Genomic DNA, 25,060 nt, shown 5'->3' with positions numbered 1-25,060 from the left:
ACGGGCATCTGCCCACAGTTTTCTGCACACGCCCGACCGCCGCAAGACCTCGGCCGGGCGCAGAAGGCCTTCCCGCCCGTGCGGGGCTCAGAGGTTGCGGAGCACCTCGGCGACGCCGCCCTCCTGGACGGAGAGGGTGATCTCGCCCGCGGCATCCCGCACTTCCTGCGGACCCTGCTTCATCGCGACGGCGCGGCCGCCGTTCTCACGCGCCCAGCGGAACATGCCGACGTCGTTGCGACCGTCGCCGATCACGAGCACGTGCGCGGGGTCGAAGCCCGTCCACTCTCGCACGCGCTCGAGCGCCGTCGACTTGTCGACGCCCTTCGGCGCGATGTCGAGCCAGGCGGTCCAGCCGACGGCGTACGAGACCTGGTTGAGCCCTATGCGCTGCACGAGCTCGACGAAGTCCTGCTCGTTGTGGCCAGGCGACACGACGACGACGCGGCACACGGGCTGCGCCGTGAGCTCCTCGAACTCGACGCGCTTCGCGTTGACCAGATTCCAGTCCTCGAGGTGCTCGGTGTACAGGCGCCGCCCGTCGGCGAGCTCCACCATGTACCGGGCGTCGGGCAGGTGCTCGCGCAGGAGCATCAGCACCTCGGTCGCGTCGAAGGTCTCGGTGAAGAACCGCTCGTAGTGCGCCTCGTCACCCTCGAGACGGCGCATGATGACGGCGCCGTTGGAGCACACGACGTACTCGGGCTCGAGCTGCAGGACGCGGAGGATGCCGCGCGTGCCCTCCCACGAGCGTCCGGTCGCGAGCATCACCTCGTGGCCTGTGCGGTGCGCGTGCTCGACGGCCTCGGCGACGCCGGGCGAGAGCGACTCGTCCTCCAGCAGGATCGTGCCGTCGATGTCGAGCACGATGAGCAGGCGCTCGGTCGCGACATCCGGATTCTCCGTGTCGCGCGCGATCTCCTCGACGAGCTTCGCGGCCTTCTTGGGTCCTACGACCTTGATGCTGCCCGTCGGCGGGAGATGCGCTTCACTCACGAAACGGGCTCCAGAACCTCGAGGCCGCCGAGGTACGGGCGCAGGACCTCGGGCACCGTGACCGAGCCGTCGGCGCGCTGGTGGGTCTCGAGGATCGCGACGATCCAGCGCGTCGTCGCGAGTGTGCCGTTGAGCGTCGCGACGTGCGCTGTCTTGCCGCCGTCCGGCCGGTAGCGGATGTCGAGCCGGCGGGCCTGGTAGGTCGTGCAGTTGCTCGTCGACGTGAGCTCGCGGTAGGCGCCCTGCGTCGGCACCCACGCCTCGACGTCGAACTTGCGTGCGGCGCTCGAGCCCAGATCTCCGGCTGCGACGTCGATCACGCGGTACGCGAGACCGAGATCCTGCAGCATCCCCTCCTGCATCGCCACGAGGCGATCATGCTCGGCCTCTGCGACATCGGGTGTCGTGTAGATGAACATCTCGAGCTTGTTGAACTGGTGCACGCGGATGATGCCGCGCGTGTCCTTGCCGTACGATCCCGCTTCGCGCCGGTAGCACGTCGACCAGCCGGCGTAGCGCTTCGGGCCCCGCTCGAAGTCGAGGATCTCGTCCATGTGGTAGCCGGCGAGCGGCACCTCGCTCGTGCCGACGAGATAGAGGTCGTCCTCTTCGAGGTGGTAGATCTCGTCGGCGTGCTGGCCGAGGAAGCCGGTGCCCCGCATGACCTCGGGGCGGACGAGTGTCGGCGGCACGATCGGCGTGAAGCCCGCCTGCAGCGCCCGGTCGAGCGCGAGCGTCATGAGCGCGAGCTCGAGGCGCGCCCCGATGCCGGTGAGGAAGTAGAAGCGGCTCCCCGACACCTTCGTGCCGCGCTCCATGTCGATCGCGCCGAGCAGCTCGCCGAGCTCGAGGTGGTCGCGCGGCTCGAAATCGAACGCGGCCGGCTCGCCGTGCGTGCGGAGCGTGACGAAGTCGTCCTCGCCACCGGCGGGCACGCCGTCGATGACGATGTTCTCGAGCTTGGCGAACGCGGCGGCGGCCTCGGCCTCGGCATCCGTGACGGCCCGCTGTGCGTCCTTCACGCGGTCGCTCAGCTCCTTGGCCTGCGCGACGAGCGCGGCCTTCTCTTCCTTGGGCGCCTTCGCTACGGCCTTGCCATGCGCGTTCTGCGCGGCGCGCAGCTCTTCGAACGCCGAGATGGCCGCGCGACGGGCCTTGTCTGCCGCCAGCGCCTCGTCGACCGTGCCGGGCGATTCTCCGCGGGCCTCCTGCGAGCGCTTGACCAGCTCGGGATTCTCGCGGAGAAGGACGGGATCGATCATCCGTCAAGTCTAGAGTCGCACCGGCTCCACGCCGCCTGTGGGCGTCGCGGCTCCCGGCCCGGCCGGCGCGCGGCCGGTGGCGGCGGGCGGCCGCCCTCCCGGGCGCGCGGCGGGGCGCGTGCGGATCGGGGTGGCAGCACGGCGGTTCGCGCGCAACCCCGGGACCGCGACGGAGCCTGCGCTCTATGGTGGTACGCATGACAGCGGGCACGGGCCGAGACGAGGATGCGACTCGCCCGGAGGAGGACCCGCCCCACCCCGCCGACAAGATCTACGCCGACGGACCCGAGACGGGCGAGATCGCCGTCTCGGAGGATGAGATCCGCGCGGAGGCCGAGCGTCTCGCGGATGAGAAGGGCGACGCCGTCTCCGCCGAGGCATCGGGTGGCGCGTCGCATGAGGCTGACGGCGAGGCGTCGAGCGAGGCATCCGGCGGGGCGTCAGGAGAGGCATCCGGCGATTCGTCGTCCGAGGAGTCCGGCGATTCGTCATCGGGGGCACCCGACCCGAGCGAGGCGGCCGAGCCCGACGACGTCATCCGCCAGCCTGAGGACATCGCGCCGGACACGGAAGAGGACGAGAGCGGCGAGGCCCGGCGCGTCGGCGCAGAAGGCGAGACGGCCCCGATCGAAGGGGGCGAGGAGCGTCCGCACCCCAAGCTCGCCCTCGTCTACAACCCGATCAAGGTCGACGCCGACGCCCTGCGCGGGCAGGTCGAACGGCTCGCGGCGGAAGCCGGCTGGCAGGAGCCGCTGTTCTACGAGACGACCGTCGACGATCTCGGCGACGACGTGACGCGCCAGGCGCTCGAGGTCGGCGTCGACGCCGTGCTCGTGGCCGGCGGCGACGGGACGGTCCGGGCGGTGTCCGAGGCGATGAGCGGGAGCGGCGTGCCCCTCACGATCGTCCCGAGCGGCACCGGCAATCTCCTCGCCCGTAATCTGCTGCTCCCCCTCGACGATCCCGAGGCGATGATCCGGGCGACCTTCGACGGCGACAAGGTCGGAGTCGACATCGGGTTCGCGGCGATCCGCCGACCCACCGGCGAGACGGAGGAGCACGCGTTCGTCGTCATGGGCGGCATGGGGCTCGACGCCGCGATGATCGCCAACACCAATCCGCAGCTCAAGAAGTCGGTCGGCTGGGTCGCCTACGTCGACGGTGCAGCGCGCTCCCTCCCGGGGGCCAAGCCGTTCCGCATCATGTACCAGATCGGCGGGCACCGGCTGCACTCCACCCGCGTGCAGAGCGTGCTGTTCGCCAACTGCGGGTCGCTCCCGGCCGGGCTCGAGCTCATCCCCGAGGCCTCCGTGACCGACGGGACGATGGACGTCGTCCTCTTCCAGCCGAAGGGTCCCCTCGGCTGGATCCTCGTGTGGCGGCGCGTCGCGTGGGACAACAGCTTCCTCAGGAAGTTCCGCGCCGGCCGACAGGTGCTCGCGCTGCGCACGAAGGACAACGCCGTGCGCTACGTCCGCGGAGCCGAAGTCGAAGTCGGCGCCACAGAGGCCCAGTACATCCAGCTCGACGGCGACGAGTTCGGCGAGGCGGTCAACGTGCGCGCCCGGGTCGTGCCCGGCGGGCTCGAGATCGCCGTCCCCAAGGGCCACGACGTCACAGCCCTGTAGCGCGGCACGCGGGCGGGGCTGCTTGCGGCCGCGCGTGCACAAACTCCTCAAGCTCGCTCCGCCGGAGGCCGCTGGCACGGCGTGTCGCGGCCGCCGGGCCCCGGATTGGAGGAGTTCTGCACGCGGCCGCAGCGCGGGGTGACAGCATTCGTCAGCCCTTGACGGCGCCTCCGAGTCCGGCCGAGCGCAGGAACACGGACTGGAAGAGCAGGAACATCGCGATCGGGATGAGCGTCGCGATCGCGAGCGCGGCGAGGAAGACGTCGAGCTCGGTCTGGCTCTGCACGGCGGGCAGGCGCACCGAGAGCGGCTGGACCGCGGGGTCGGGCAGCACGAGCATGGGCCACAGGTAGTCCTTCCAGGCCGCGATGATGGCGAAGACCGACACGACGCCGAGGATCGGCTTCGACATCGGCAGCACGACCGACCAGAACAGGCGGAAGGGCCCCGCCCCGTCGGTCTTCGCGGCCTCGAACACCTCACGCGGCAGATTGTCGAAGAACCGCTTGACCAGAAGGATGTTGAAGGCGTTCGCCGACATGGGCAGCCACACGGCGAGGTAGTTGTTCAGCAGCGAGCCGCCCACGAGCGGCGGGTGCACGATCGTCAGGTACAGCGGCACGAGCAGGACGATCCCGGGGATGAACAGCGTCGCGAGCACGAGTGCGTTCAGGACGGGCGCGTACCTCGGCCGCAGGACCGACAGCGCGTACCCACCCGTCGTCGCGATGAACAGCTGGGTCGCCCACGCGCCGGCGGCGATGACGATCGTGTTCCAGAAGTACTGGTCGATGTGGATGTCGTTCCACGCCGTGGACAGGTTCGCCCAGTCGATGCCGTTCGGCCACAGGGCGAAGGGCTGCGTCAGGGTGTCCTGCGTCGGGGTCACGGCGGACTTCGCGAGCCACAGGATCGGCCCGAGCCCCGCGATGACGAGCGACGCGAAGAGGAAGACGTGCGTGACGCTCATGCCGAAGCGCGTGCCGGGGCGGCGGCGCTCCGAGTCGGACACGACGGTGCGGACGGTGTCGTCGTCGATGCTCGCGCGGCGGCGGCGCGTGCGGGAGACGAGGCCCCGGACCCCCTCTTTCGACTGAGCGGTGATCGTCGAGCTCATTGCGTGCTCCAGCGGTTCGTGAGCTTGAAGTACAGCCAGGACAGGATCGCCAGGACGATCGCGAGGAGCACCGAGACGGCGGTCGCTTCGCCGTAGTCGCCGCCGAGGCTGTTCCGGAAGGCCTTGTCGTAGATGTAGAGGAGGATCGTCTTCGTCGCGCCGGCCGGGCCGCCGCCCGTGAAGAGGAACGGCTCGAGGAACACCTGCGCGGTCGCGATGACCTGCAGGATCAGCATGATGAAGAGGATGCCGCGCAGCTGCGGGATCGTCACGTGCCAGACCTTGCGCCAGATGCCGGCTCCGTCGACCTCGGCCGCGTCATAGAGCTCGGGCGGGACCGACAGGAGCGCCGCGAGGTAGATGATGATCGATCCGCCGGCCGCGGCCCAGGTCGCCTCGAGGACGAGCGACGGCATCGCCTGCACGGCGGACTGGATCCACGGCTGGGGCGGGATGCCGAACCACGACAGCACCGTGTTGAAGACGCCGTTCGGGTCGGCGCTGTAGAAGAAGCGCCACAGCAGCACCGCGACGACGGGCGGGATGACGACGGGGAGGTAGGCGAGAGCCGAGTAGAGGCCCTTGCCGCGGCGCACTTCGCTCATGAGGACCGCCATGAGCAGCGGCAACGGGAAGCCGAACAGCAGCGCGAGCACCGCGAAGTACATCGTGTTGACGATGGCGCGGCCGAGCTCGGGATCGGTGAGGACGGCGACGTAGTTGTCGAAGCCGACCCACGACGACACGATGAGGTTCGTCTTCTCGAAGCTCATGATGACCGACTGCACGATCGGCCGCCACGAGAAGAAGAAGAACACGAAGACCATCGGCAGCACGAACAGCAGGTTCCACAGGCCGCCTCCGCGGTACCAGGTCACGGGCGTGCGCCGTTTGCGACGCTTCGCGGGCGGGGCGCCGGCAGGCGGGAGGGATGCCGCGGCCGGACGCTCCTCGGTCGTCATGGTCATGTCTGCCTTGGGTTCCTCTGGGTTCGGGGCGTTTCGTCTCGCTTCGCTCGCTCAACGACCGAGATCGGATCTCCGGTCGTTGAGCGAGGAGCGAAGCGACGAGACGAAACGCGGCGAGCGTCGGGATGCCGCGGCTCGGCCGGGGGGAAGGCCGGGCCGCGGCATCCGGTGTCCTACTGGTCGAGCAGCGCCTGCGCGTCGGACTGCGCCTGGGCGAGCAGGGCGTCGATGTCGGCGTTCTCGTCGGTGAGGACCGTCTGGACGAGACCGTCGAGCAGCGCGTAGACCTCCTGCGTCTTCTTCTTGGGCTCGCCGACGGGGACCTGGTCCCAGATGCTGTCGGTGAAGGCCGTCATCTGGTCGCGCGGCACGTTGATGTACGGCTCGATCCAGGTGAGCGACTCCTCGTACAGCTCACGGCTGAGCACCGGCAGGAGCGGCGTGCCGACGGCCTGGCCGGACTCGTTGAGGGTCTTCGCGTCCTGGACGGCGGCATCCTCGTCGAGGAGCTTCTGCATGTAGTACCAGTCGATCCACGTGACGGCCGCGGCCTTCGTCGCGTCGTCGACCGTCGGGCTGATGACGGCGATGTCGCCGCCGCCGAGCGTGCCGGGGTCGTCGCCCTCGGTCGGGACGACCGTCAGGCCGTAGATCGAGGAGTCCATGCCGAAGTCGCGGACGAGCGCCGTGTAGACGTCGGAGCCCGACGTGTACATGCCGATGTTGCCGGCGGCGAACTCCTGGTTGATCGTGCCCCAGTCGAGGTCGACCTTCGAGCCGAACGAGTCGTCCTCCCACTTGACGTCGTGCAGGAACTGCAGCGTCGCCTTCGTGCCGTCGTTGTCGATCGTCGACTCGGCCGTGCCGTCCTGGTTGTCGACCTGCGTGCGGCCGCCGCGCGCGACCGTCTGCGCCGTCAGCTGCCAGCCGCCCGTGTTGTTGATCGCCATCTGGGCGTAGCCGGCCTTGCCGGTCGCGTCGGAGATCTTCTTCGCGTACTCGCGGACCTCGTCCCACGTGGTCGGGGGCTGGTCGGGGTCGAGCCCGGCCGCCTCGAACAGCTCTCGGTTGTAGTGCAGGCCCATCGCGTAGGCCTGGCGGGGGAAGCCGTAGATGCGGCCGTCCGCGTCCTTGACGCCGTCGAGGATGATCGGGTTGAAGCTGTCGGTGTAGCCGAGCTCCTCGATCTCGTCGGTGACGTCCATGAGCTGGCCGTTCTCGAGCAGCGTCTTGGAGTCGGTGAACGGCACGGTGAAGACGTCGGGGAGGCTTCCGCCGGCGAGCTGCACGGCGAAGGTCGGCCCCTCCCACTCGTACTCGACGCCGATGATGTCGATGTCCGGGTTCTCGTCCTCGAACTGCTTCTCCTGTGCGGCGAACGCCTCGTAGGCCGCGGCATCCGCTCCCGGCGGGAAGGTCGCGACGCGCAGCTCGACCTTTCCGTCGGTGCTGGTGCCGCCTCCGTCGGCGGAGCATGCGGCGAGCGCGCCGATCGTCGCCACGGCGGCGACACCGGCGAGCAGGACCCTTGCTGGTGACTTCATCGTCTTTCCTTTCTTGGTGAGGGATACCGCGCCGGCCTCTTCATGGCGCGTCAGGCTCCTCGGGGGGTTTCAGGGGGTGGGGCCGATCCGCAGCCAGGCGGCGGCGTTGCCCGGGAGGGCGTTGCCGTCGAGCGGACTGCTGGCGAGCAGGACGTGCTCGTGTGCGGGAAGGTCGATGGGCACGTCGCCCGTGTTGACGACGCAGACGAAGGTGTCGCCGCGGCGGAACGCGATCGAGTCCGCGTGGCCGGACTCGATCCACTCGAGCGGTCCGTCGCCGAGCTCGGCGAGCTCCCGCCGCAGTTCGAGCGCCCGGCGGTACAGGTTGAGGGTCGAGTGCGGGTCGGTCTGCTGGGCCGCGGCCGTCAGGGCGCTCCAGCCCTCGGGTTGCGGCAGCCACGTCTCGGTCCCCACCGGGCTGAAGCCGAAGGGGGCCTGGTCGCCCGACCACGGCAGCGGGACGCGGCATCCGTCCCGCCCGGGATCCGTGCCGCCGGAGCGATAGTGCATGGGGTCCTGGATGAGCTCGAGTGGGAGGTCCTCGACCTCGGGCAGGCCCAGCTCATCGCCCTGGAAGATGTAGAGGCTCCCGGGGAGCGCCGCGACGAGCAGCGCCGCCGTACGCGCGCGGTGCAGGCCCAGTTCGGGGTCGGTCGGGACGCCGAACCGCTTCTTGAGGAAGGCGAACGCCGTGTCCTCGCGGCCGTAGCGCGTGACCGGGCGCGTCACGTCGTGGTTGCTCAGCACCCACGTACTGGGAGCGCCGACCGGGGCGTGCGCCGCGAGCGTCTGCTCGATCGAGTGGCGGAAGGATGCCGCGCCCCACGGCCGCGCGAGGAAGTCGAAGTTGAACGCGGTGTGCATCTCGTCGGGCCGCAGATAGTTGGTGAACCGCTCGATGTCGGGCACCCAGATCTCGCCGACGAGCACTCGCGTGCCGGCGTAGGAGTCGGCGATCGCGCGCCACGAACGGTAGACGTCGTGCAGCTCGTCGCGGTCCTCCGTCGGGTGGTCGGGCTTCTCCCCCACCTCGGGCAGGTCGGCGTCCTTGATGAGGAGGGCCGCCGAGTCGATCCGGACGCCCGCGACGCCGCGGTCGAACCAGAACCTCAGGATCTCCTCGTGCTCACGACGCACGTCGGGGTGGTTCCAGTTGAGGTCGGGCTGCTCGGGCGTGAACATGTGCAGGTACCACTCGCCGGGTGTGCCGTCGGGGTTCGTCGTGCGTGTCCACGTCTCGCCCTGGAAGCTCGAGACCCAGTGCGTCGGGATCTCGTCGCCGTTCTCACCCTTGCCGGGATGGAACCAGAACCGCTCGCGCTCGGGGCTGCCGGGGCCGGCGGCCAGCGCAGCCTGGAACCACGGATGCTGGTCGCTGATGTGGTTCGGGACCACATCGATGATGGTCCGGATGCCGAGGGCCAGCGCCTCCTGGATGAGCTCCTCCGCCTCGGCCAGCGTGCCGAAGTCGGGGTGGATGTCGCGGTAGTCCTGGACGTCGTACCCGCCGTCGGCCATGGGGCTCGGATACCAGGGGTTGAACCAGATCGCGTCGACGCCGAGGTCCTTGAGGTAGCCGAGGTGCGCCCGCACGCCAGTGAGGTCGCCCGTGCCGTCGCCGTTCCCGTCGGCGAAGCTGCGGACGTAGACCTGGTAGATCACGGCGGAGCGCCACCAGAGCGGGTCTGTGTCGCTGAGCGCTTGCGTGCTCGTGGCGGGGAGGACGTCAGTGTCCAAGGGCGGGCTCCTGGAGTGGGATCGGGAAAGTCTTGTTGCGATGAATGTAGCTTCGGTTCTGTACTGATGCAAGTCTTTGACGACATCATGCAAGATTGCGTGTACCTATCGATGTTCACATTGGGTTGCGATGCTGCGCGGTGTGCCTTTTTCGGGGGCCTGAGGAGCGCGCCACAATGTCACGGATACCCACTACGTCGGAGGGATGCCGCTCCCGGCGTCCGACATTGTGGTTATCTGCGACGCTGTGGCGCGGCGGCAGAGCCGGTCGTTGAGCGAGCGGAGCGAGACGAAACGCCGCCCGCAGCCGGCGGCGGCGGGGGCTACGCCGTGGGGGCCGGACCCGTCGAGGAGCGGAGCACCAGCTCGGGCTCGAAGAGCAGCTCGTCGCCGGCCTCGGTCGTGCCGGCGATCTGCGAGAGGAGGAGCTCGATCACGGTGCGGCCCATCGACTCGATGGGCTGACGGACCGTCGTCAGCGGCGGCTCGGTGCAGCTCATGAGCGCCGAGTCGTCGAAGCCGACGACGGAGACGTCGTCGGGCACGCGCAGGCCCGCCCGGCGGGCGGCGCGGACGGCGCCCAGGGCGAGCGGGTCGCTCGCGCACACGATCGCGGTCGCACCCTGGCCGAACAGTCGCGTCGCCCCGGCCTGGCCGGACTCGAGCGAGTAGAGGCCGCGCACGATCATGGAGTCCTCGAGGCTGGGACCGAGCCGGTCGAGCAGTCGCCGCGCAGCGGCGAGCTTGCGCTGCGAGGGGATGTGGTCGGGCGGACCCATGAGCATCCCGATGCGGCGATGCCCGAGCTGGTGAAGGTGCAGCACGGCCTGCTCGGCCGCCGCCGCGTCATCCGTGGAGACCGTTGCGAACTCGAGCGCATCGATGCGGGCGTTGACGAGCACCGTCGGCAGGTTCACCTGACGAAGCCTGTCGTAGTGCTCGTGCGGGGCGTCGGCCTGGCTGTAGTTGCCGCCGAGGAAGATGACGCCCGAGACCTGCTGCTGCAGGAGCAGCTCGACGTAGTCCGACTCCGTGATGCCGCCCGCGTTCTGCGTGCACAGCAGCGGCGTGTAGCCGTTCTGGGTCAGTCCCCCGCCGATGATCTCGGCGAGCGCGGGGAAGATCGGGTTGCTCAGCTCGGGCAGCACGAGGCCCACGAGGCGGGCTCGTTCGCCGCGCAGCTTGGTGGGCCGCTCGTACCCCAGCACGTCGAGCGCCGTGAGGACCGCCTGTCGTGTGGCATCCGAGACGCCCGGCTTGTCGTTGAGCACGCGACTGACCGTCGCTTCGCTGACACCGACCTTGCGCGCGACTTCCGCGAGACGCTTCGACATGCGCTCAGTGTATGCAAGAACTTGCGCATTTGCGCAAGTGACCGCAAGCGCCGGCAGGAATGCCGCGGGCGGACCGCGGGTTGGCATGAGCGATGAGCACCGCCACCTCCGCCCCGGCCCTTTCCGTCCTCGACCTCGTGCCGGTGCGCGCGGGGCAGACGAGCGCGCAGGCGGTGACAGCATCCCTCGCCCTCGCCCAGCGCGCTGACGAGCTGGGGCTGCGGCGCTACTGGTTCGCCGAGCACCACAACATGCCGGCGGTCGCGTCGACGACTCCGCCCGTGCTCATCGCGGCCGCTGCCGCCCGGACGTCGCGGATCCGGGTCGGATCGGGCGGCGTCATGCTGCCGAACCACTCGCCGCTCGTCGTGGCGGAGCAGTTCGCGGCGCTCGAGGCGCTCGCGCCGGGCCGCATCGACCTCGGCCTCGGCCGTGCTCCCGGAAGCGACCCGGTCATCACCCAGCTGCTCCGCCTCTCGGGCACGACGAGCGACGTCGAGCGCTTCCCCGAGCACGTGCGCGACATCACGCGCCTCGTCGGCGCAGAAGGCGCGACCGTCCAGTTCACGTCCGGAGGCACGTACGACGTCCACGCGACACCGGCCGCGACCAGCGCACCCGAGGTGTGGCTGCTGGGGTCGAGCGACTACTCGGCGCAGCTGGCGGCATCCCTCGGCCTGCCGTACGTGTTCGCGAACCACTTCTCGGGCGAGGGCCTCCAGCGCGCCCTCGCTCTGTACCGCACGCAGTACCAGCCGAGCGAGGCGCACCCCGAGCCGCGCACGTTCCTGACGGCGAACGTGATCGCGGCACCGACGGCGGACGAGGCCGAGGAGCGCGCCGTCCCGCAGCTGCGGATGATGGCGCGGCTCCGCCAGAACCGTCCGCTCATCCCGCTCGAGACGGTCGAGCGGGCGCGGGCCGGGGCATCCGACTTCGACGCACTCGGCGAGCAGATCATGGCCTCCGCCCGTTCGCGATGGTTCGTCGGAACGGGCGAGGCCGTCCGCACGGAGCTCGCCGAGTTCGCGGCGCGTCACGGCGTCGACGAGGTCATGATCTCGCCGATCGCCGCTTCGTACGAGTCGGAACCGATGGATGCTGCTCCCGGCCGGATCCAGACGCTCGAGCTGCTCGCGGGCTGACGCAGGCCGGGGCCCGCACCGGCGAGCGGCTGAGCCCAGCCGGCCCGCTCATCCTGCGAGCCGGCTGAGCATTGCATGCCCGGGTCCTGTGACACCCTCCGATATGGTCAGACCACAGCTATCCTGGACTCATGCCCGCAATGCGGGCCTCCTGCGCCGGGCGATTCCCCGCCCCGCGGGCGGGCCGGGGAACGCGCTGCGCGGCACTCGTGTCGGAGCCTCCGCACGTCCGGGCCCGGATGTGCGGAGCTCGAGGGCATCCCTGAATCACCGAGCTCGGCACCCCACTTGGGGCGGGTACCGCACTCGTCAGGCGACGCGATCGATTCGTCGGAGGCCGGGGCCGGGAGCCCGGCTGTCCGCGTCAGGGCGGAGCCGGCCCCCACCGGCTCCGCCCTTCATCACCCGGATCGGGCATCGGGACCGATCCCTGCCTGATCCGCCGCCGGACCCCCCTGGCCAAGCGACATCGGCCGCACCCGTGCGAGGTGCGGCCGATGCTCGGTGATGGAGGTGCCCGGGTCACGCGACGAGCGCCCTCCCCCTCGGAGGTCGACGCTGCGCGAGGCACGTGACGGCGCTGTCCTCCGCGTGAAGCCCGCGCCGTTCGAGGCTGAATCGACCGTGGTCGGGCCCGCGTTACGGCGAGGTCGCGACAGAGCGGGCCGGACCGGGCAGACTGGGGGAATGAGCCGCGCAGGACAGCCCGCCGAAGCATCCGACCTCATCGACATCGACGAACTGATCGCCGCCTACTACGACCGCAAGCCGGCCGCCTCCGTGCCGGAGCAGCGCGTCGCGTTCGGCACGAGCGGTCACCGCGGTTCGTCGCTCAGCACGAGCTTCAACGAGGACCACATCCTCGCGACGACGCAGGCGATCGTCGACTACCGCAACGAGCAGGGGATCTCGGGCCCGCTCTTCCTCGGCCGTGACACGCACGGGCTGTCGCTGCCCGCCGAGCGCAGCGCGATCGAGGTGCTCGTCGCGAACGGCGTCGACGTCCGCGTCGACTCGCGCGACGCGTGGGTGCCGACTCCCGCGCTCAGCCATGCGATCCTGACGTACAACCGCGGCCGCGCGCTCGACGACCCGGGCCGCGCCGACGGCATCGTCGTGACGCCGTCGCACAACCCGCCGCGCGACGGCGGTTTCAAGTACAACCCGCCGAACGGCGGCCCCGCCGACACCGATGCGACGGGCTGGATCGCCGACAAGGCCAACTACTACATCGGCGAATCGCTCGACGGCGTCAAGCGCACGCGCTACGCCGACCTCGACGGCGACGCGCTCGGCCAGTACGACTTCCGCGACGGGTACGTGCGCGACCTCGCGAGCATCATCGACGTCGAGGCGATCCGCAACGCGGGCGTCCGCATCGGCGCCGACCCGCTCGGCGGTGCGTCCGTCGAGTACTGGGCGCTCATCGCCGAGGTGTACGGCCTCGACCTCACGGTCGTGAACCCCGACGTCGACCCCACCTGGCGCTTCATGACGCTCGACTGGGACGAGAAGATCCGCATGGATCCCTCGTCCCCCTCGGCGATGGCCGCCCTCGTCGCGCGGAGGCACGAGTACGACCTCCTGACGGGCAACGACGCCGACGCCGACCGGCACGGCATCGTGACGCCCGACGCGGGGCTCATGAATCCCAACCACTACCTGGCCGTCGCGATCGACTACCTGTATGCGCACCGCCCCCAATGGCCGACGGATGCCGCCATCGGCAAGACCCTCGTGTCCTCGATGATCATCGACAAGGTCGCCGCCTCGCTCGGCCGCGAGCTGCTCGAGGTGCCCGTCGGGTTCAAGTGGTTCGTCCCCGGCCTGCTGGACGGCTCGGTGGCATTCGGCGGCGAGGAGTCGGCGGGGGCGTCGTTCCTGCGCAAGGACGGCACCGTGTGGACGACCGACAAGGACGGCATCCTCCTGTGCCTCCTCGCGTCCGAGATCCTCGCCGCCACGGGCAAGACGCCGTCGCAGCGGTATGCCGAGCTCGAGGCCGAGTTCGGGGCCTCCGCCTACCAGCGCGTCGACGCCCCGGCATCCCCCGCCCAGAAGGCCGCGCTCGCGAAGCTCGCTCCCGAGGCCGTCACGGCGACGGAGCTCGCGGGCGAGCCGATCACGGCGAAGCTCTCGCACGCGCCGGGCAACGGCGCGGCGATCGGCGGCCTCAAGGTGCAGACCGAGCACGCGTGGTTCGCGGCCCGCCCGTCCGGCACGGAGGACGTGTACAAGCTCTACGCCGAGTCCCTCCGCGGCCCTGAGCACCTCGCCGAGGTGCAGGACGAGGCCCGCGCCGTCGTCTCGGAGGCCCTCGGCGGGGCCTGACCCTCCGTTCACCGCTCGCGAACCCACCCCTTCTTCACGAACCCATCACTTTCCGCTCGGTGCAGCGGGTGGGTTCGCGAGGAACGGGTGGGTTCGGCAATTGAGTTCGGGACGCACCCGACAGGGGGACGGCGCCGCGCTCCCGCGCGCCTTCGGGCTCCTGAACCCGGTCGCACGGCCGGTCGGGGTTCGAACCTTCGACGCGGCTCAGGGATCGGGTCGTCAGTGGGCGCGGGCGAGGGCGGCGCCGGCGGCGCGGAGCCAGCGCGCGGGATCGGCGAGGGCCTCGGCCGACGAGCCGGACAGTTCGGTGAGCGACGCGGACGCGGCGAAGGCAGAGGTATCGGCATCCGGAGCGATGCGCCCGGCGGCGAGCGAGACCGGCACGCCCGCGGACGCGGCGAGCGCCGCGACGTGCGCGGGCGCCTTGCCCGCGGCGGACTGCCCGTCGAACGAGCCCTCGCCAGTGACGACGGCGGATGCCTCGGCGAGGGCTTCACTCAGCCCCACGAGTGCGGCGACCTCGGGTGCGCCGGGCACGAGGGCCGCGCCCCACGCCAGAAGCGCGAAGCCGGAGCCGCCCGCCGCACCCGCCCCGGGCGTCCGCCAGTCGGCCGGCAGCAGCCCGGCGAGACGCGCGAGTCCCGTGTCGGCGGCGATCACGCCGCGCTGGCCGAAGCCCTTCTGCGGGCCGAAGACCGCCGCGGCGCCGTTCGGGCCGAGGAGCGGGTTGGTCACGTCGCTGAGGACGATGACGCCGCCCGGCGGCAGCGGCCGGAGGCCCTCGATGTCGGCGTGGACGACTCCGCCGAGGCCGTGCGCGCCGCGCGAGATGGCGTGCGCGTCGCAGTCGGTGAACTCCGCGCCGAGGGCGGTCAGCAGGCCGGTCCCGCCGTCGGTCGAGGCGCTGGACCCGATCCCGAGGACGAGCCGCGAGACGCCGTGGTCGAGGGCAGCGGCGATCGCCTGCCCGAAGCCCGTCGTGTCCGCATCCCACGGCAGGCGGCGGTCGCCCAGCAGCTCGATCCCCGACGTCGACGCGAGCTCGACGACCGCGGTGCCCTGGGGAGAATCGGGGGTCGCGGGCAGCAGCAGCCACGAGGCATCCGTCGCCTGTCCGTCGGGACCCGTCACGACGATCGGCACGCGACGCGCATCCGGGACGGCCGCGGCGAACGCGTCGAGGGTGCCCTCTCCCCCGTCGGCGACGGGGCGCAGCACGAGGGTGTCGTCGGGGCGTTCCGACGCCCACCCCTCGGCGAGCGCGGATGCCGCGGCCGCAGCGCCGATCGATCCCTTGAAGCTGTCGGGCGCGAAGACCACCGATGTGGCGCGATCGGCCGCCATCAGCGCTCGGGCGTGCTGCCGCGCACGAGCACTTCGAGCGGCAGGCTGTCCGGGCTCTGCGTCCACGAATCGTCGATCGCGGCGCGCAGGGATTGATAGCCGACGTCGTCGAGGGGCACGCGGACCGTCGTGAGCCCCGGCGTGACGTCACGGCCGGTGGGGATGTCGTCGAATCCGGCGAGCGCGATGTCGGCGCCGACTTCGCGGCCGCTCTCGCGGATGGCGCCGAGGGCGCCGATCGCGACGACATCGCTGATCGCGAAGACGAGGGTGCCCGAGGGGATGCCGTCCGCGAGCGCCTGCCGCATGATCCGCTCGCCCGCCTCGCGCGTGAAGGCGCCGCGATAGATGCGGTCGACCGAGCCGCCGCCCGATCCGAAGCCCTCCGTGAAGCCGGCGATGCGGTCGTCCGAAGTGCGGACGCCCTCCTGGGCGCCGAGGATGACCGCCGACCGATAGCCGCGTGAGGCGAGTGCCGCACCCAGATCCCGGGCTCCGCCGCGGTTGTCGATGAGGACCGCGCGCACGTCGCCCGCGCCGGGGCCGAGCGCGACGACGCGGCCGCCCATCGCGGACAGCGCGTCGAGCTCCTGCTGCAGCTCGGGGGCCGAGGTCTCGGTGCTGCGGGATGCCGCGAGGATGAGGCCGCGCGGACGCTGGCCGCGCAGCGCCCGGACGAGACGCGTCTCGCGCGCCGCGTCGCGCTCGGTGATCGCGATCGTGACGACGAGGCCCGCCTCGTCGGCGCCGCGTGCGACGCCGGAGGCGAGCTGGCCGAAGTAGGGGTCGGCGATGTCGGCCACGAGCAGCGCGATGATCGCCGAGGTGCCCTTCGCCGTCGCCTGCGCCGACAGGTTGGCGGTGTAGCCGAGCTCCGCCGCGGCGGCCTCGACCCGTTCGCGGTACGACTCGGCGACCTTGCGCGTCGATCCGTTGAGCACGCGCGACGCGGTCGCGAGCGACACGCCGGCAGCGGCCGCGACGTCATGCAGCGTCGCGGCGGAGGATCGCGCGCGCGAGGGTCCCGGCTCGACGGTGGTGTCGGTCATCACGCCGAGTCTATGGTCGCCGAAAGCCACGGCGACACGGCCGCGCCGAAGCCGGCCGCCGTGCGGCGCACGGCCTCGCCGGGTTCGGTGGCCCACACATCCTCGTTGAAGATCTCGACCTCGATGTCGCCGGTGTAACCGGCGTCGAGGACCGCGCGCGTGAGGGATGCGAAGTCGATCACACCGTCGCCCGGATAGTGGCGGGAGAGCAGGACGTCCGCCGCGAGCGGCGTCTTCCAGTCGCACACCTGGTACGTCGCGATGCGCCCCTCGCGTCCGGCACGCGCGATCTGATCGAGCACCTGCGGGTCCCAGAACACGTGGAACGTGTCGATCGTCACGCCGACGACCGAGGGGTCGAAGTCCGCCGCGAGGTCGAGCGCCTGGCCGAGGGTGGAGACGACCGCGCGGTCCGAGACGTACATGGGATGCAGCGGCTCGATGGCCAGCGTGACGCCGGCGGCGGCAGCATCCGGAGCCAGCTCGCCCAGCGCGTCGCGCACGCACTCGCGCGCGCCCGCGAGGTCGCGGGAGCCCTCGGGCAGACCACCGGCGACGAGAACGAGCACGGCGGTCGAGCCGTCGGCTCCCGCGGCGGCGAGCGTCGCGGTCTCTTCGATCGCGCGACGGTTGTCGTCGATCGCGGCGCGGCGGGCGCGACCCTCGTCGAGCGTGAAGAAGCCGCCTCGGCAGTGGGTCGTGAAGCGCAGGCCCGAGTCGGCGAGCATCGAGGCCGCCGTCGGGAGCCCCACCTCGTTGACGGGCTCGCGCCACAGGCCGATCGCCTGCACGCCGTTGTCGGCCGTGGCTCGGAGGGCCGCGGCGAGGTTCGCGCGCTTGATGGTCGCCTGGTTGATCGACAGGCGCGGGTCCGGCGTCGTCATGCGCGCTCCTGGAGGTTCATGTCCCGAAGTCGGCCGCTCGCGGGGTCCGGAAGTGACCAACTCGGGGACATCGAATGTGACGAGCGGATGCCGTGGCGCGACGTCATGCGTCGAGTCCGTTCAGGCGGAGCAGGCCGTGCCAGCGCTCGGCGGCGAGTTCGGGCTGCTCGAGGGCGTGCGCCGCATTGGCGAGCTCGACGATGCGCGAGAGGTGCGGGAGGCTGCGGGCCGAGTGCAGGCCGCCCACCATCTGGAACGCGGACTGGTGGCCGTTGAGCCAGGACAGGAACGCGACGCCTGTCTTGTAGTAGAACGTCGGCGCGGCGAACACCTGACGGCTGAGCTCCTCGGTCGGGCCGAGGGTCGACAGGTAGGCGTCGGGGTCGGACGCGTCGAGCGCCTGGATGGCCGCCGAGGCGACGGGCGTGATCGCGGCGAACGCGCCGAGCAGCGCGTCGGAGTGGCCATCCTCGGTCGTTGAGCGAGCGAAGCGAGACAAAACGCCGTCGGTCGACTCGGCGCGTTTCGTCTCGTCGCTTCGCTCCTCGCTCAACGACCGGAGGCTGTCACCGCCGATGAGGCCGACGTAGTTGAAGTCGTCGCCCGTGAACATCCGGACGCCCTCGGGGAGGCGCTCGCGCACCGAGACCTCGGCGGCGGCATCCAGCAGGCTCATCTTGACGCCCGCGACCTTGCCGGGGTTCTCGGCGATGACGCGCAGGAGCACGTCGGATGCCTGGGTCCAGTCATCCGCGCCGAAGTATCCGGCGAGCACCGGGTCGAACGCCGTGCCCAGCCAGTGCAGCACGACAGGCGTGGTAGCGGACTGGAGGACGGCGCCGTAGACACGGAGATAGTCGGTGCGCGACGAGGCCGCACGGGCGAGGTGCCGCGACGCCATGAGCACGGGGCCGGCGCCCTGCTCCTCCGTGAAGTGCAGCTGCTCCTTGTAGGCGTCGATGATCTCGGGGATCGAGATCGACTCGGCCTCGACGTGGTCGGTGTTGACGCCCACGACGACCGAGCCGCCCTCTTCGCGCGCGACCTGGGCCGAGCGAGCGATGAGCTCGCGCGTCGCGGCGGCGTCCAGGCCCATGTTGCGCTGCGCCGTGTCCATCGCGTCGGCGACGCCCAGGCCCCACGAGTAGACGTGGCGGCGGAAGTCCAGCGTCGCGTCCCAGTCGATCTCGGCGGGCTGCCCCGGCGTGTTGTCGGCCCACGTCTTGGGGACCACGTGCGCGGCGGCATAGGCGACGCGGCTGCGCAGCGGTGCGGTCGGCTTCGCGTAGGCGGGGGCCTCGTTCAGCTCGGCGGCGGAGACCGTGCCGTCCTGGCCGAGGAGCGTGAAAGTGGCGGTCGCGGTGGTCGTCGGCATCCCGATCACTCCAGGGTCAGAGCGGGCAGCTCGATCTTGCGGCCCTCGCGGCTGGACTGCAGGCCCGCCTCGGCGAGGAGGACGCCCCGCGCTCCGGACAGCAGGTCGAACTCGTACTCGGTTCCGGTGACGTAGGAGACGAGGAACTCCTCCCACTGCTGCTTGAAGCCGTTCTGGAAGACGTCGTTCGTCGGCACCTCGGCCCAGTCGGCGTCGTAGTCGTGGCTGTCGGCGAGGTCGGGGTTCCACACGGGCTTCGGGGTCGCGTTGCGGTGCTGGATCTTGGCGCCGAACAGGCCCACGACGGCCGAGCCGTGCGTGCCGTCGACGTGGAACTCGACGAGCTCGTCGCGGTTGACGCGGACGGTCCAGGACGAGTTGATCTGGGCGACGACGTCGCCCTCGAGCTCGAAGATGCCGTACGCGGCGTCCTCGGCGGTGGCCGTGTAGGGCTCGCCCTTCTCGTCCCAGCGGGTCGGGATGTGCGTCGACGCCTGCGCGTAGACCGACTTGACCTCGCCGAACAGGTTCTCGAGCACGTAGTTCCAGTGCGGGAACATGTCGACGATGATGCCGCCGCCGTCCTCGGCGCGGTAGTTCCAGGACGGGCGCTGCGCAGGCTGCCAGTCGCCCTCGAAGACCCAGTAGCCGAACTCCCCGCGGACCGACAGGATGCGTCCGAAGAAGCCGGAGTCGATGAGGCGCTTGAGCTTCTGGAGGCCCGGAAGGTAGAGCTTGTCGTGCACGACGCCGGCCTTCACGCCCGCCGCGGCGGCGAGCTTCGCGAGCTCGAGCGCCTCGTCGACCGTCTCGGCGGTCGGCTTCTCGGTGTAGATGGCCTTGCCTGCGGCGATCGCCCTGCGCAGCGCCGACGCGCGCGCCTTCGTCACCAGGAAGTCGGCGTAGATCTCCCAGCGCGGGTCGGCAAGCGCCGCGTCGAGATCGGTCGTGTAGTCCTCGATGTCGTGCTTGGCGGCAAGCTCCGCGAGCTTGAGCTCGCTGCGGCCGACCAGGATCGGGCGCACCGTGACGCGCGTCCCGTCGGGCAGCTCGACGCCGCCCTGATCGCGGATCGCGAGGATCGAGCGCACGAGGTGCTGGCGATACCCCATACGGCCCGAGACGCCGTTCATGATGATGCCGATCTCTCGGACCTGGGGGCGGGAGGCTCCGGCGGTCTGCGGAGCGAGGGTCGTCGTCTCTGACACGGTGTCGTCCTTGCGTCTGTGGGGGCTTTCGGAACTGGTAAGCGCTTTCCCGTAGCTATAGTGACACACGTATGAGGGAGACGCAAGCATGCGCTTTCCCATCCGACGGGACATGTGGAAGATCGGCGAAGGGGACGACATGAGCGAGGCACGTGGTGAGTCGGATGCCGCACCCCGGCGTGCGGTCGTCGCCGCCGGAACCGGCCGCTACTCCGACCCCTGGCATCCGTTCCTGAAGACCTCCCAGGCGATCGCCGGGGTGCTCGCCGACGCCGGGTGGCAGGTCTCTGTCGACGACGACCTGGACGGCGCGCTCACCCGCCTCGACGGCGTCGACCTGCTCGTCGTGAACGCCGGCGATCCGTGGCGCGGCGGCGAGACGGGCTTCGGCGCCGCGGAGGCGTCGACCCTGGGCCTGACTGCCGCCGTCGATGCGGGCATCGGGATCCTCGCGGTGCACAACGCGGTCTCGACGCTGCGGGACCACGACCTCTGGCGCGCGCTGCTGGCGGGCGAATGGCAGGCCGAGGTGTCGTGGCACCCGCCGATCGGCCCCATCGCCGTGCCGGTCGACGGCGATCACGCCGTCACGGCGGGGATCGGCCTCGTCGAGGCGTTCGACGAGCTGTACACCGACCTGCACATCGACCCAGGGGTCGAGGTGCTCGCAGCGCACGTGCTCGAGGGCCGCCGGCATCCGCTCGTGTGGGTCCGCGAGCACGGGATGACGCGGGTCGTCGTGTCGGCGTTCGGTCACGACGAGCGGTCGTTCGAGTCCGAGAGCCACCGGATGCTGTTGCGCCAGGCCGCGGCATGGGCTGCGCGGCGCCCGGCCTGACCTCACTGCAGGCTCGCGAACCCACATGTTCTTCGCGAACCCACCCGATTCGCTGCACGACAGCGGGTGGGTTCGGCGCGAAGAGGTGGGTTCGGCGTAGGGGCCGCCCGGGCCGGGGGCGGGCTAAGCCCGCAGGAGCACGCAGCCGTGCGGCTCGAGGTGCACCCGGACCACGGAGCTGCCCGGCGCCACGCTGCGCGCGGCGTTGCTCTGCACGTGCACGGCCTCGACGGCGACATCCTCGCCCGACCATACGTCGACCAGCCCGGCGGGAGCGGGGCCGACGCCGAGCGACCGCGTGTCGAACGGCTCGTCCCGCGCCTGCCCGGACAGATCGAACACGGCGACCCAGCGCGTGTCGCCGCTCTCGGCCGCCCACACCACGAGGTCGCGCTCGCGCATCAGCTCGCGATTGCCGGTCGACTCCTTCAGGATCCGCAGGACGTCGTCGTTCGTGTACAGCGCGATCGTCGCGGGCTCGCTGGAAGGCAGGTCTCCCCCGATCATGAGCGGCGACCGGGCCATGATCCACAGCGTCAGGAGCGACCTGCGCTCCGCCGGCGTCAGCCGGTCGTGGCGCGGCTCGCCGCGCTCGGCGCGGATGCCGATGCGCCCGAGGGGCAGCATGTCGGCATCCGGCCACCCCGCCTCGCCCGCGAAGGGCGCCCAGCGCGCGAGTCGCGCGAAGTTCGGCTCGATGTGGTCCCAGTCGTCCCACACGTCATCGCACACGCGCCACATCGTCGCGGACTCGCGGAGGTGCTCGAGGTGCGCGGCCGAGAGGTCGCGCCCCGGCGAGAGGCTCAGGGCGATGTCGCGGCCGGCGCGCTGGACCGCCCGGCTGTACGCCTCGATGTCGGTCGCCTGGTACGGCCAGAGCAGATCGTCGGCCTTGACGAAGTCGAGGCCCCACTCCGCGAACTGCGCGACGCACGAGTCGTAGTACGCCTGCGCCCCGGGGCGCGTGTGGTCGAGGCCGACGTAGTGCGGGTTCCACTCGCAGCGGTTGGTGGGGTCGGCGATGTCGGCCGCCGTCTCGTCGCTGTCGGCGATGGGAGTCGCCGCCGCGACGGCGACGCGCGGGATGCCGCGCATGACGTGCACGCCGAGCTTGAGGCCCAGCGCATGGATGCGCTCAGCGAGGCCCGCGAAGCCGCGGCCGTCGGCGGCGCTGGGGAACCGCTCGGGATCGGGCTGCAGACGCCCGAACTCGTCGATGAGCAGCCGCGCCTCGTCGTTGTAGCCGTGCGACCGCGGCGCCGGGTCTGCCCAGTCGGCGTCGATGACGATGGTGTCCCAGCCGTGCGGCAGCAGATGCTCGGCCATGAACTCGGCGTTCGCGAGCACCTCGGCCTCGGTCACGGTCGTGCCGTAGCAGTCCCAGCTGTTCCAGCCCATGGGCGGGGTGGACGTCTTGCGCAGCGCCAATGCCGTGCCTTTCGTGTCGGAGGTGAGGGATGGGACCCGGGGCCGGCGGAGCGCCGCGCGACGAGCCTAGATTACGGCGAGCTCGGGCTCGGACGCGTCGTCGGCGGAGCGCGCCGCGACCGGCGACAGCGCGAAGAGCACGCCCTGCGGCTCGAGCACGCGGCGGCCGATCGGCGCGCCGGTCTCGGCATCCGTCCCTTCGAGCTCGATCTCGACGGGCTCGTCGCTGTGGTTGACGACGGTCACGAGGTCGCCGCGGCGCGCGGCCTCGACGTCCGCCGGGAGGCCGTCGACGACGGGGCGGACTCCGGATGCTGCCACGACGGCGCCGACGACGACGTCGAGGCCGTCGGGGTCGGGCATCGTCGCGACGTACCAGGCCTCGCCGCGGCCCGCGCGGTGCCGTGTGAGGGCGGGCGAGCCTGCCGCGAGGCCGCCGGTGAAGGTCGCGACGACGGTCGCCGCATCGGCGTGGACGGACTCGGCGACGAGCCCGCCCGTGAAGTCGTGGTCGCCGAAGCGCACACCCGCGGTCGCGGCTCCCACCGAGCCGCCCGCCGTCTGGGCACCGACCCCCGTGCCGCCCGTCGAGGCGCCCGCGAGCGCGCCGAAGTCCTCGAACCGCAGCCCCAGGAGGGGTCCGAGCTGCGTCAGGAACCCGCCGGAGCGGAACTGGTCGTGCTCGTCGACGATGTCGGAGAACGGCCCTGCGAGGAGCGTGCCGCCGTCCTCGACGAAGCGGGTCAGCGCCTCGGCGCCCTCGTCGCGCAGGAGGTACAGTGCGGGGGCGATCGCGAGGTCGTAGCCCGCGTCGACGCGCTCGGGGGCGACGATATCGACCTGGATGCCGCGCTTGTGCAGGGCGCCGTACCACTCGAGCGACAGCGCGAGGTAGTCGACCCGGGTGGGGTGGTCGCGCTCCTCGACGGCCCACCAGTTCTCCCAGTCGAAGACGAGGGCGACCTGCGCGTCGCGACCCGGCGGGGGCAGGGCGGGCAGCGCCGCGAGGCGTGCGCCGAGGCCGGTGACAGCATCCCAGGTCTTCGTCGACGTTCCCGCGTGCGGGAGCATCGCGGAGTGGAACTTCTCGCTGCCCGCGCGGGACTGCCGCCACTGGAAGAACATGATGCCGTCCGCGCCGCGCGCGATCGACTGCGCCGTCTCGGCCATGAGCGCCCCGGGCTTCTTCCCGGCGTTCGCGGGACGCCAGTTGACCGCGTCCGTCGCCTGCTCCCACAGGAGCCACGGCACGCCGGGCTTGAGCGAGCGCACGAGGTCGCGCTGGAACGCGGCATCCCGCACGCGGTTCGGATTGGCCGGATCGGGGTAGCAGTCGTCCGCGATGACGTCCATGTGCGGCGCCCAGGCGGCGTAGTCGGCGGGCTTGAACGGACCCATGAAGTTCGTCGTGATCGGCTGCGTCGCACCCGCCTCGAGAAGGATGCCGCGCTCGAGGAGGTAGCACTCCAGGAGCATGTCGCTCGTGAAGCGGCGGAAGTCGAGCATCGACGACGGGTTGTGGCTGTACGGTGCGAGGCGCGGCGGGAAGATCTCGTCGAAGTCGCCGTAGCGCTGCGACCAGAAGCTCGTGCCCCACGCGGCGTTGAGCGCGTCGATCGTGCTGTAGCGGTCGCGCAGCCAGCCGCGGTAGGCGTCGCGCGCGGCATCCGAGTAGTCAGCCCAGAGGTGGCAGCCGAACTCGTTGCCGACGTGCCACATGACGACGGCGGGATGCTGCGCATAGCGCTCCGCGATGCGCCGGACGAGCTCGCCCGCCAGGCGCCGGTACGTCGGCGAGGAGGGGGCGAAGTGCTGGCGGCTGCCCGGCCAGTAGGAGGCGCCCGACTCGTCGGCCGGGAGCGTCTCGGGGTACGTCTTGCTCAGCCAGGGCGGCGGCGAGGCCGTCGCGGTCGCGAGGTTGACCTGGATGCCGCCCGCGTGCAGCTTGTCGATGACGCGGTCGAGCCACTCGAAGTCCCACACGTCCTCGGCGGGCTGGATGCGCGACCACGCGAAGATGCCGAGGCTCACGATGTTGACGCCGGCCTCCTGCATGAGGCGGACGTCCTCGTCCCACACCTCCTCGGGCCACTGGTCGGGGTTGTAGTCGGCGCCGTACAGCACGCGGCAGCTCCTCGGATCTGTCGAGTCGGTCAGGAGGGTGGTGCGGGTTCCGCGTCGTGCGCGGGTGGGTCGTGCGCGGGGTGGTGCCCGGTCAGCGGGCGCGGCGGCGGCGCTCGGGGATCGCGATCACGGCGAGAGCGGCGCAGCCGAGCGCGGGGATGATGAGCGGGACCAGCATCCACGTCGACAGGCCGACGAAGAACGCCGTGACGGCGAGGTAGACCGTTCCGGGGATGTCGCGGGCCGCGGCGGACGGGATGCCGCGCACCGCCGTTCGCCAGCCGCCGTCGGGCGTCCAGGCGCCGGCGGCGAAGAGCACGGAGGTCGACAGTGCGACGAGTCCCGCCCAGCCGACGACGCCCACGAGTGCGCCGCCGGGCAGGACGCCCGAGCGCGCGAGGTCGATGTCGAGGGCGAGGACGAGCGCCAGGACGACCCCGATCGAGCCGACGACGAGCCCGCCCGGCATCGCCTTGCGGAAGTCGAGCCAGAACTGCCTGGCGGGCGATCCCTCGGCCGCGACGTACCGGCGCATGTGACGGATGCCGGCAGCCAGCGCCGCCGGCAGCGTCACGACCGCGATGCCCGCCGCCGCGACCAGGAGTCCGGTCGTGAGGACCTCGCCGAAGAAGGCGAACCCGCCCGCGATGCCGGGGAAGCGCGCCGGAGGGCGCTCCTCGAGCGTGGGGCCCGCGCCCGACAGGTCCTCGCGTCGCGCGGCACGCAGCTGTCGGCGGTCCATCGC

At 71.3% G+C, this 25,060-nt stretch carries 19 protein-coding genes; 4 read left to right on the top strand and 15 right to left on the bottom strand.

All coding sequences use genetic code 11. The features are described 5' to 3' along the window. Positions 1–87: 87 nt before the first annotated feature. Both ABZ477_RS13515 and serS read right to left on the bottom strand, forming a co-directional pair. Positions 88–996: an HAD family hydrolase gene (locus ABZ477_RS13515; RefSeq protein ID WP_360133785.1), complete on the bottom strand. Its 909-nt coding sequence runs from the start codon at positions 994–996 to the stop codon at positions 88–90. Beyond that, entirely contained in the window at positions 993–2,258 is a 1,266-nt protein-coding gene (serS, locus tag ABZ477_RS13510; protein WP_360133782.1) for a serine--tRNA ligase, read from the bottom strand. The genes ABZ477_RS13515 and serS overlap by 4 nt, the downstream gene beginning before the upstream one ends. Positions 2,259–2,455: 197 nt before the next feature. On the opposite strand from serS, the gene ABZ477_RS13505 reads away from it, so the two are divergent. Further along, complete coding sequence (locus ABZ477_RS13505) at positions 2,456–3,886, top strand: diacylglycerol kinase family protein (RefSeq protein ID WP_360133779.1); 1,431 nt, start codon at positions 2,456–2,458, stop codon at positions 3,884–3,886. A 151-nt stretch (positions 3,887–4,037) separates the two neighbouring features. Here the strand turns inward: ABZ477_RS13505 and ABZ477_RS13500 are convergent, their stop codons facing one another. The 5 genes from ABZ477_RS13500 to ABZ477_RS13480 form a co-directional block, all read right to left on the bottom strand. Next, entirely contained in the window at positions 4,038–5,003 is a 966-nt protein-coding gene (locus tag ABZ477_RS13500; protein WP_360133776.1) for a carbohydrate ABC transporter permease, read from the bottom strand. Continuing rightward, entirely contained in the window at positions 5,000–5,971 is a 972-nt protein-coding gene (locus ABZ477_RS13495) for a sugar ABC transporter permease (protein ID WP_360133773.1), read from the bottom strand. The genes ABZ477_RS13500 and ABZ477_RS13495 overlap by 4 nt, the downstream gene beginning before the upstream one ends. Before the next feature lie 173 nt (positions 5,972–6,144). Next, positions 6,145–7,515: an extracellular solute-binding protein gene (locus tag ABZ477_RS13490; RefSeq protein ID WP_360133770.1), complete on the bottom strand. Its 1,371-nt coding sequence runs from the start codon at positions 7,513–7,515 to the stop codon at positions 6,145–6,147. 69 nt (positions 7,516–7,584) lie between these two features. Then, a complete protein-coding gene (locus tag ABZ477_RS13485; protein WP_360133767.1) occupies positions 7,585–9,252 on the bottom strand; it encodes an alpha-amylase family glycosyl hydrolase in 1,668 nt (555 codons plus the stop codon). A 323-nt stretch (positions 9,253–9,575) separates the two neighbouring features. Beyond that, complete coding sequence (locus ABZ477_RS13480; RefSeq protein WP_360133764.1) at positions 9,576–10,586, bottom strand: LacI family DNA-binding transcriptional regulator; 1,011 nt, start codon at positions 10,584–10,586, stop codon at positions 9,576–9,578. Positions 10,587–10,678: 92 nt separating this feature from the next. On the opposite strand from ABZ477_RS13480, the gene ABZ477_RS13475 reads away from it, so the two are divergent. Together ABZ477_RS13475 and pgm are read left to right on the top strand one after the other, a co-directional pair. Continuing rightward, positions 10,679–11,731: an LLM class flavin-dependent oxidoreductase gene (locus tag ABZ477_RS13475; protein ID WP_360133761.1), complete on the top strand. Its 1,053-nt coding sequence runs from the start codon at positions 10,679–10,681 to the stop codon at positions 11,729–11,731. A 687-nt stretch (positions 11,732–12,418) separates the two neighbouring features. After that, complete coding sequence (pgm, locus tag ABZ477_RS13470) at positions 12,419–14,062, top strand: phosphoglucomutase (alpha-D-glucose-1,6-bisphosphate-dependent) (RefSeq protein WP_360133758.1); 1,644 nt, start codon at positions 12,419–12,421, stop codon at positions 14,060–14,062. 222 nt (positions 14,063–14,284) lie between these two features. Here the strand turns inward: pgm and ABZ477_RS13465 are convergent, their stop codons facing one another. The 5 genes from ABZ477_RS13465 to ABZ477_RS13445 all read right to left on the bottom strand — a co-directional run bounded on the left by ABZ477_RS13465 (position 14,285) and on the right by ABZ477_RS13445 (position 19,850). After that, a complete protein-coding gene (locus ABZ477_RS13465) occupies positions 14,285–15,409 on the bottom strand; it encodes a glycerate kinase (RefSeq protein ID WP_360133755.1) in 1,125 nt (374 codons plus the stop codon). After that, positions 15,409–16,458, bottom strand: a complete 1,050-nt coding sequence (locus ABZ477_RS13460; protein WP_360133752.1) for a LacI family DNA-binding transcriptional regulator — start codon at positions 16,456–16,458, stop codon at positions 15,409–15,411. Before ABZ477_RS13460 ends, ABZ477_RS13465 begins: the two co-directional genes overlap by 1 nt. After that, on the bottom strand, positions 16,458–17,342 hold the full coding sequence (locus ABZ477_RS13455; protein WP_360133749.1) for a sugar phosphate isomerase/epimerase family protein: 885 nt from the start codon (positions 17,340–17,342) through the stop codon (positions 16,458–16,460). The genes ABZ477_RS13460 and ABZ477_RS13455 overlap by 1 nt, the downstream gene beginning before the upstream one ends. A 103-nt stretch (positions 17,343–17,445) precedes the next feature. Beyond that, positions 17,446–18,717 carry a dihydrodipicolinate synthase family protein gene (locus tag ABZ477_RS13450; RefSeq protein ID WP_360133747.1) on the bottom strand — a complete coding sequence of 424 codons (1,272 nt, stop codon included), beginning with the start codon at positions 18,715–18,717 and terminating at the stop codon, positions 17,446–17,448. Positions 18,718–18,722: 5 nt separating this feature from the next. Beyond that, complete coding sequence (locus tag ABZ477_RS13445) at positions 18,723–19,850, bottom strand: Gfo/Idh/MocA family oxidoreductase (RefSeq protein WP_360133950.1); 1,128 nt, start codon at positions 19,848–19,850, stop codon at positions 18,723–18,725. Between the two features lie 214 nt (positions 19,851–20,064). On the opposite strand from ABZ477_RS13445, the gene ABZ477_RS13440 reads away from it, so the two are divergent. Then, the gene (locus ABZ477_RS13440; protein ID WP_360133744.1) at positions 20,065–20,763 is read left to right on the top strand and encodes a ThuA domain-containing protein; all 699 of its coding nucleotides are present in this window, start codon (positions 20,065–20,067) and stop codon (positions 20,761–20,763) included. A 123-nt stretch (positions 20,764–20,886) separates the two neighbouring features. On the opposite strand, the gene ABZ477_RS13435 is transcribed toward ABZ477_RS13440, so the two are convergent. From ABZ477_RS13435 to ABZ477_RS13425, 3 genes are all read right to left on the bottom strand, one after another. After that, complete coding sequence (locus ABZ477_RS13435; RefSeq protein ID WP_360133947.1) at positions 20,887–22,161, bottom strand: glycoside hydrolase family 27 protein; 1,275 nt, start codon at positions 22,159–22,161, stop codon at positions 20,887–20,889. Positions 22,162–22,257: 96 nt separating this feature from the next. After that, a complete protein-coding gene (locus tag ABZ477_RS13430; protein WP_360133741.1) occupies positions 22,258–24,315 on the bottom strand; it encodes a beta-galactosidase in 2,058 nt (685 codons plus the stop codon). 91 nt (positions 24,316–24,406) lie between these two features. Beyond that, on the bottom strand, positions 24,407–25,057 hold the full coding sequence (locus ABZ477_RS13425) for a hypothetical protein (RefSeq protein ID WP_360133738.1): 651 nt from the start codon (positions 25,055–25,057) through the stop codon (positions 24,407–24,409). Positions 25,058–25,060: the final 3 nt, after the last annotated feature.

The sequence above is a fragment of the Microbacterium sp. NPDC019599 genome (assembly GCF_040632175.1).
Taxonomy (GTDB): Bacteria; Actinomycetota; Actinomycetes; order Actinomycetales; family Microbacteriaceae; genus Microbacterium.
Note: the sequence above shows the minus strand (reverse complement) of the source record. Positions and strands in the feature narration are given on the sequence as shown.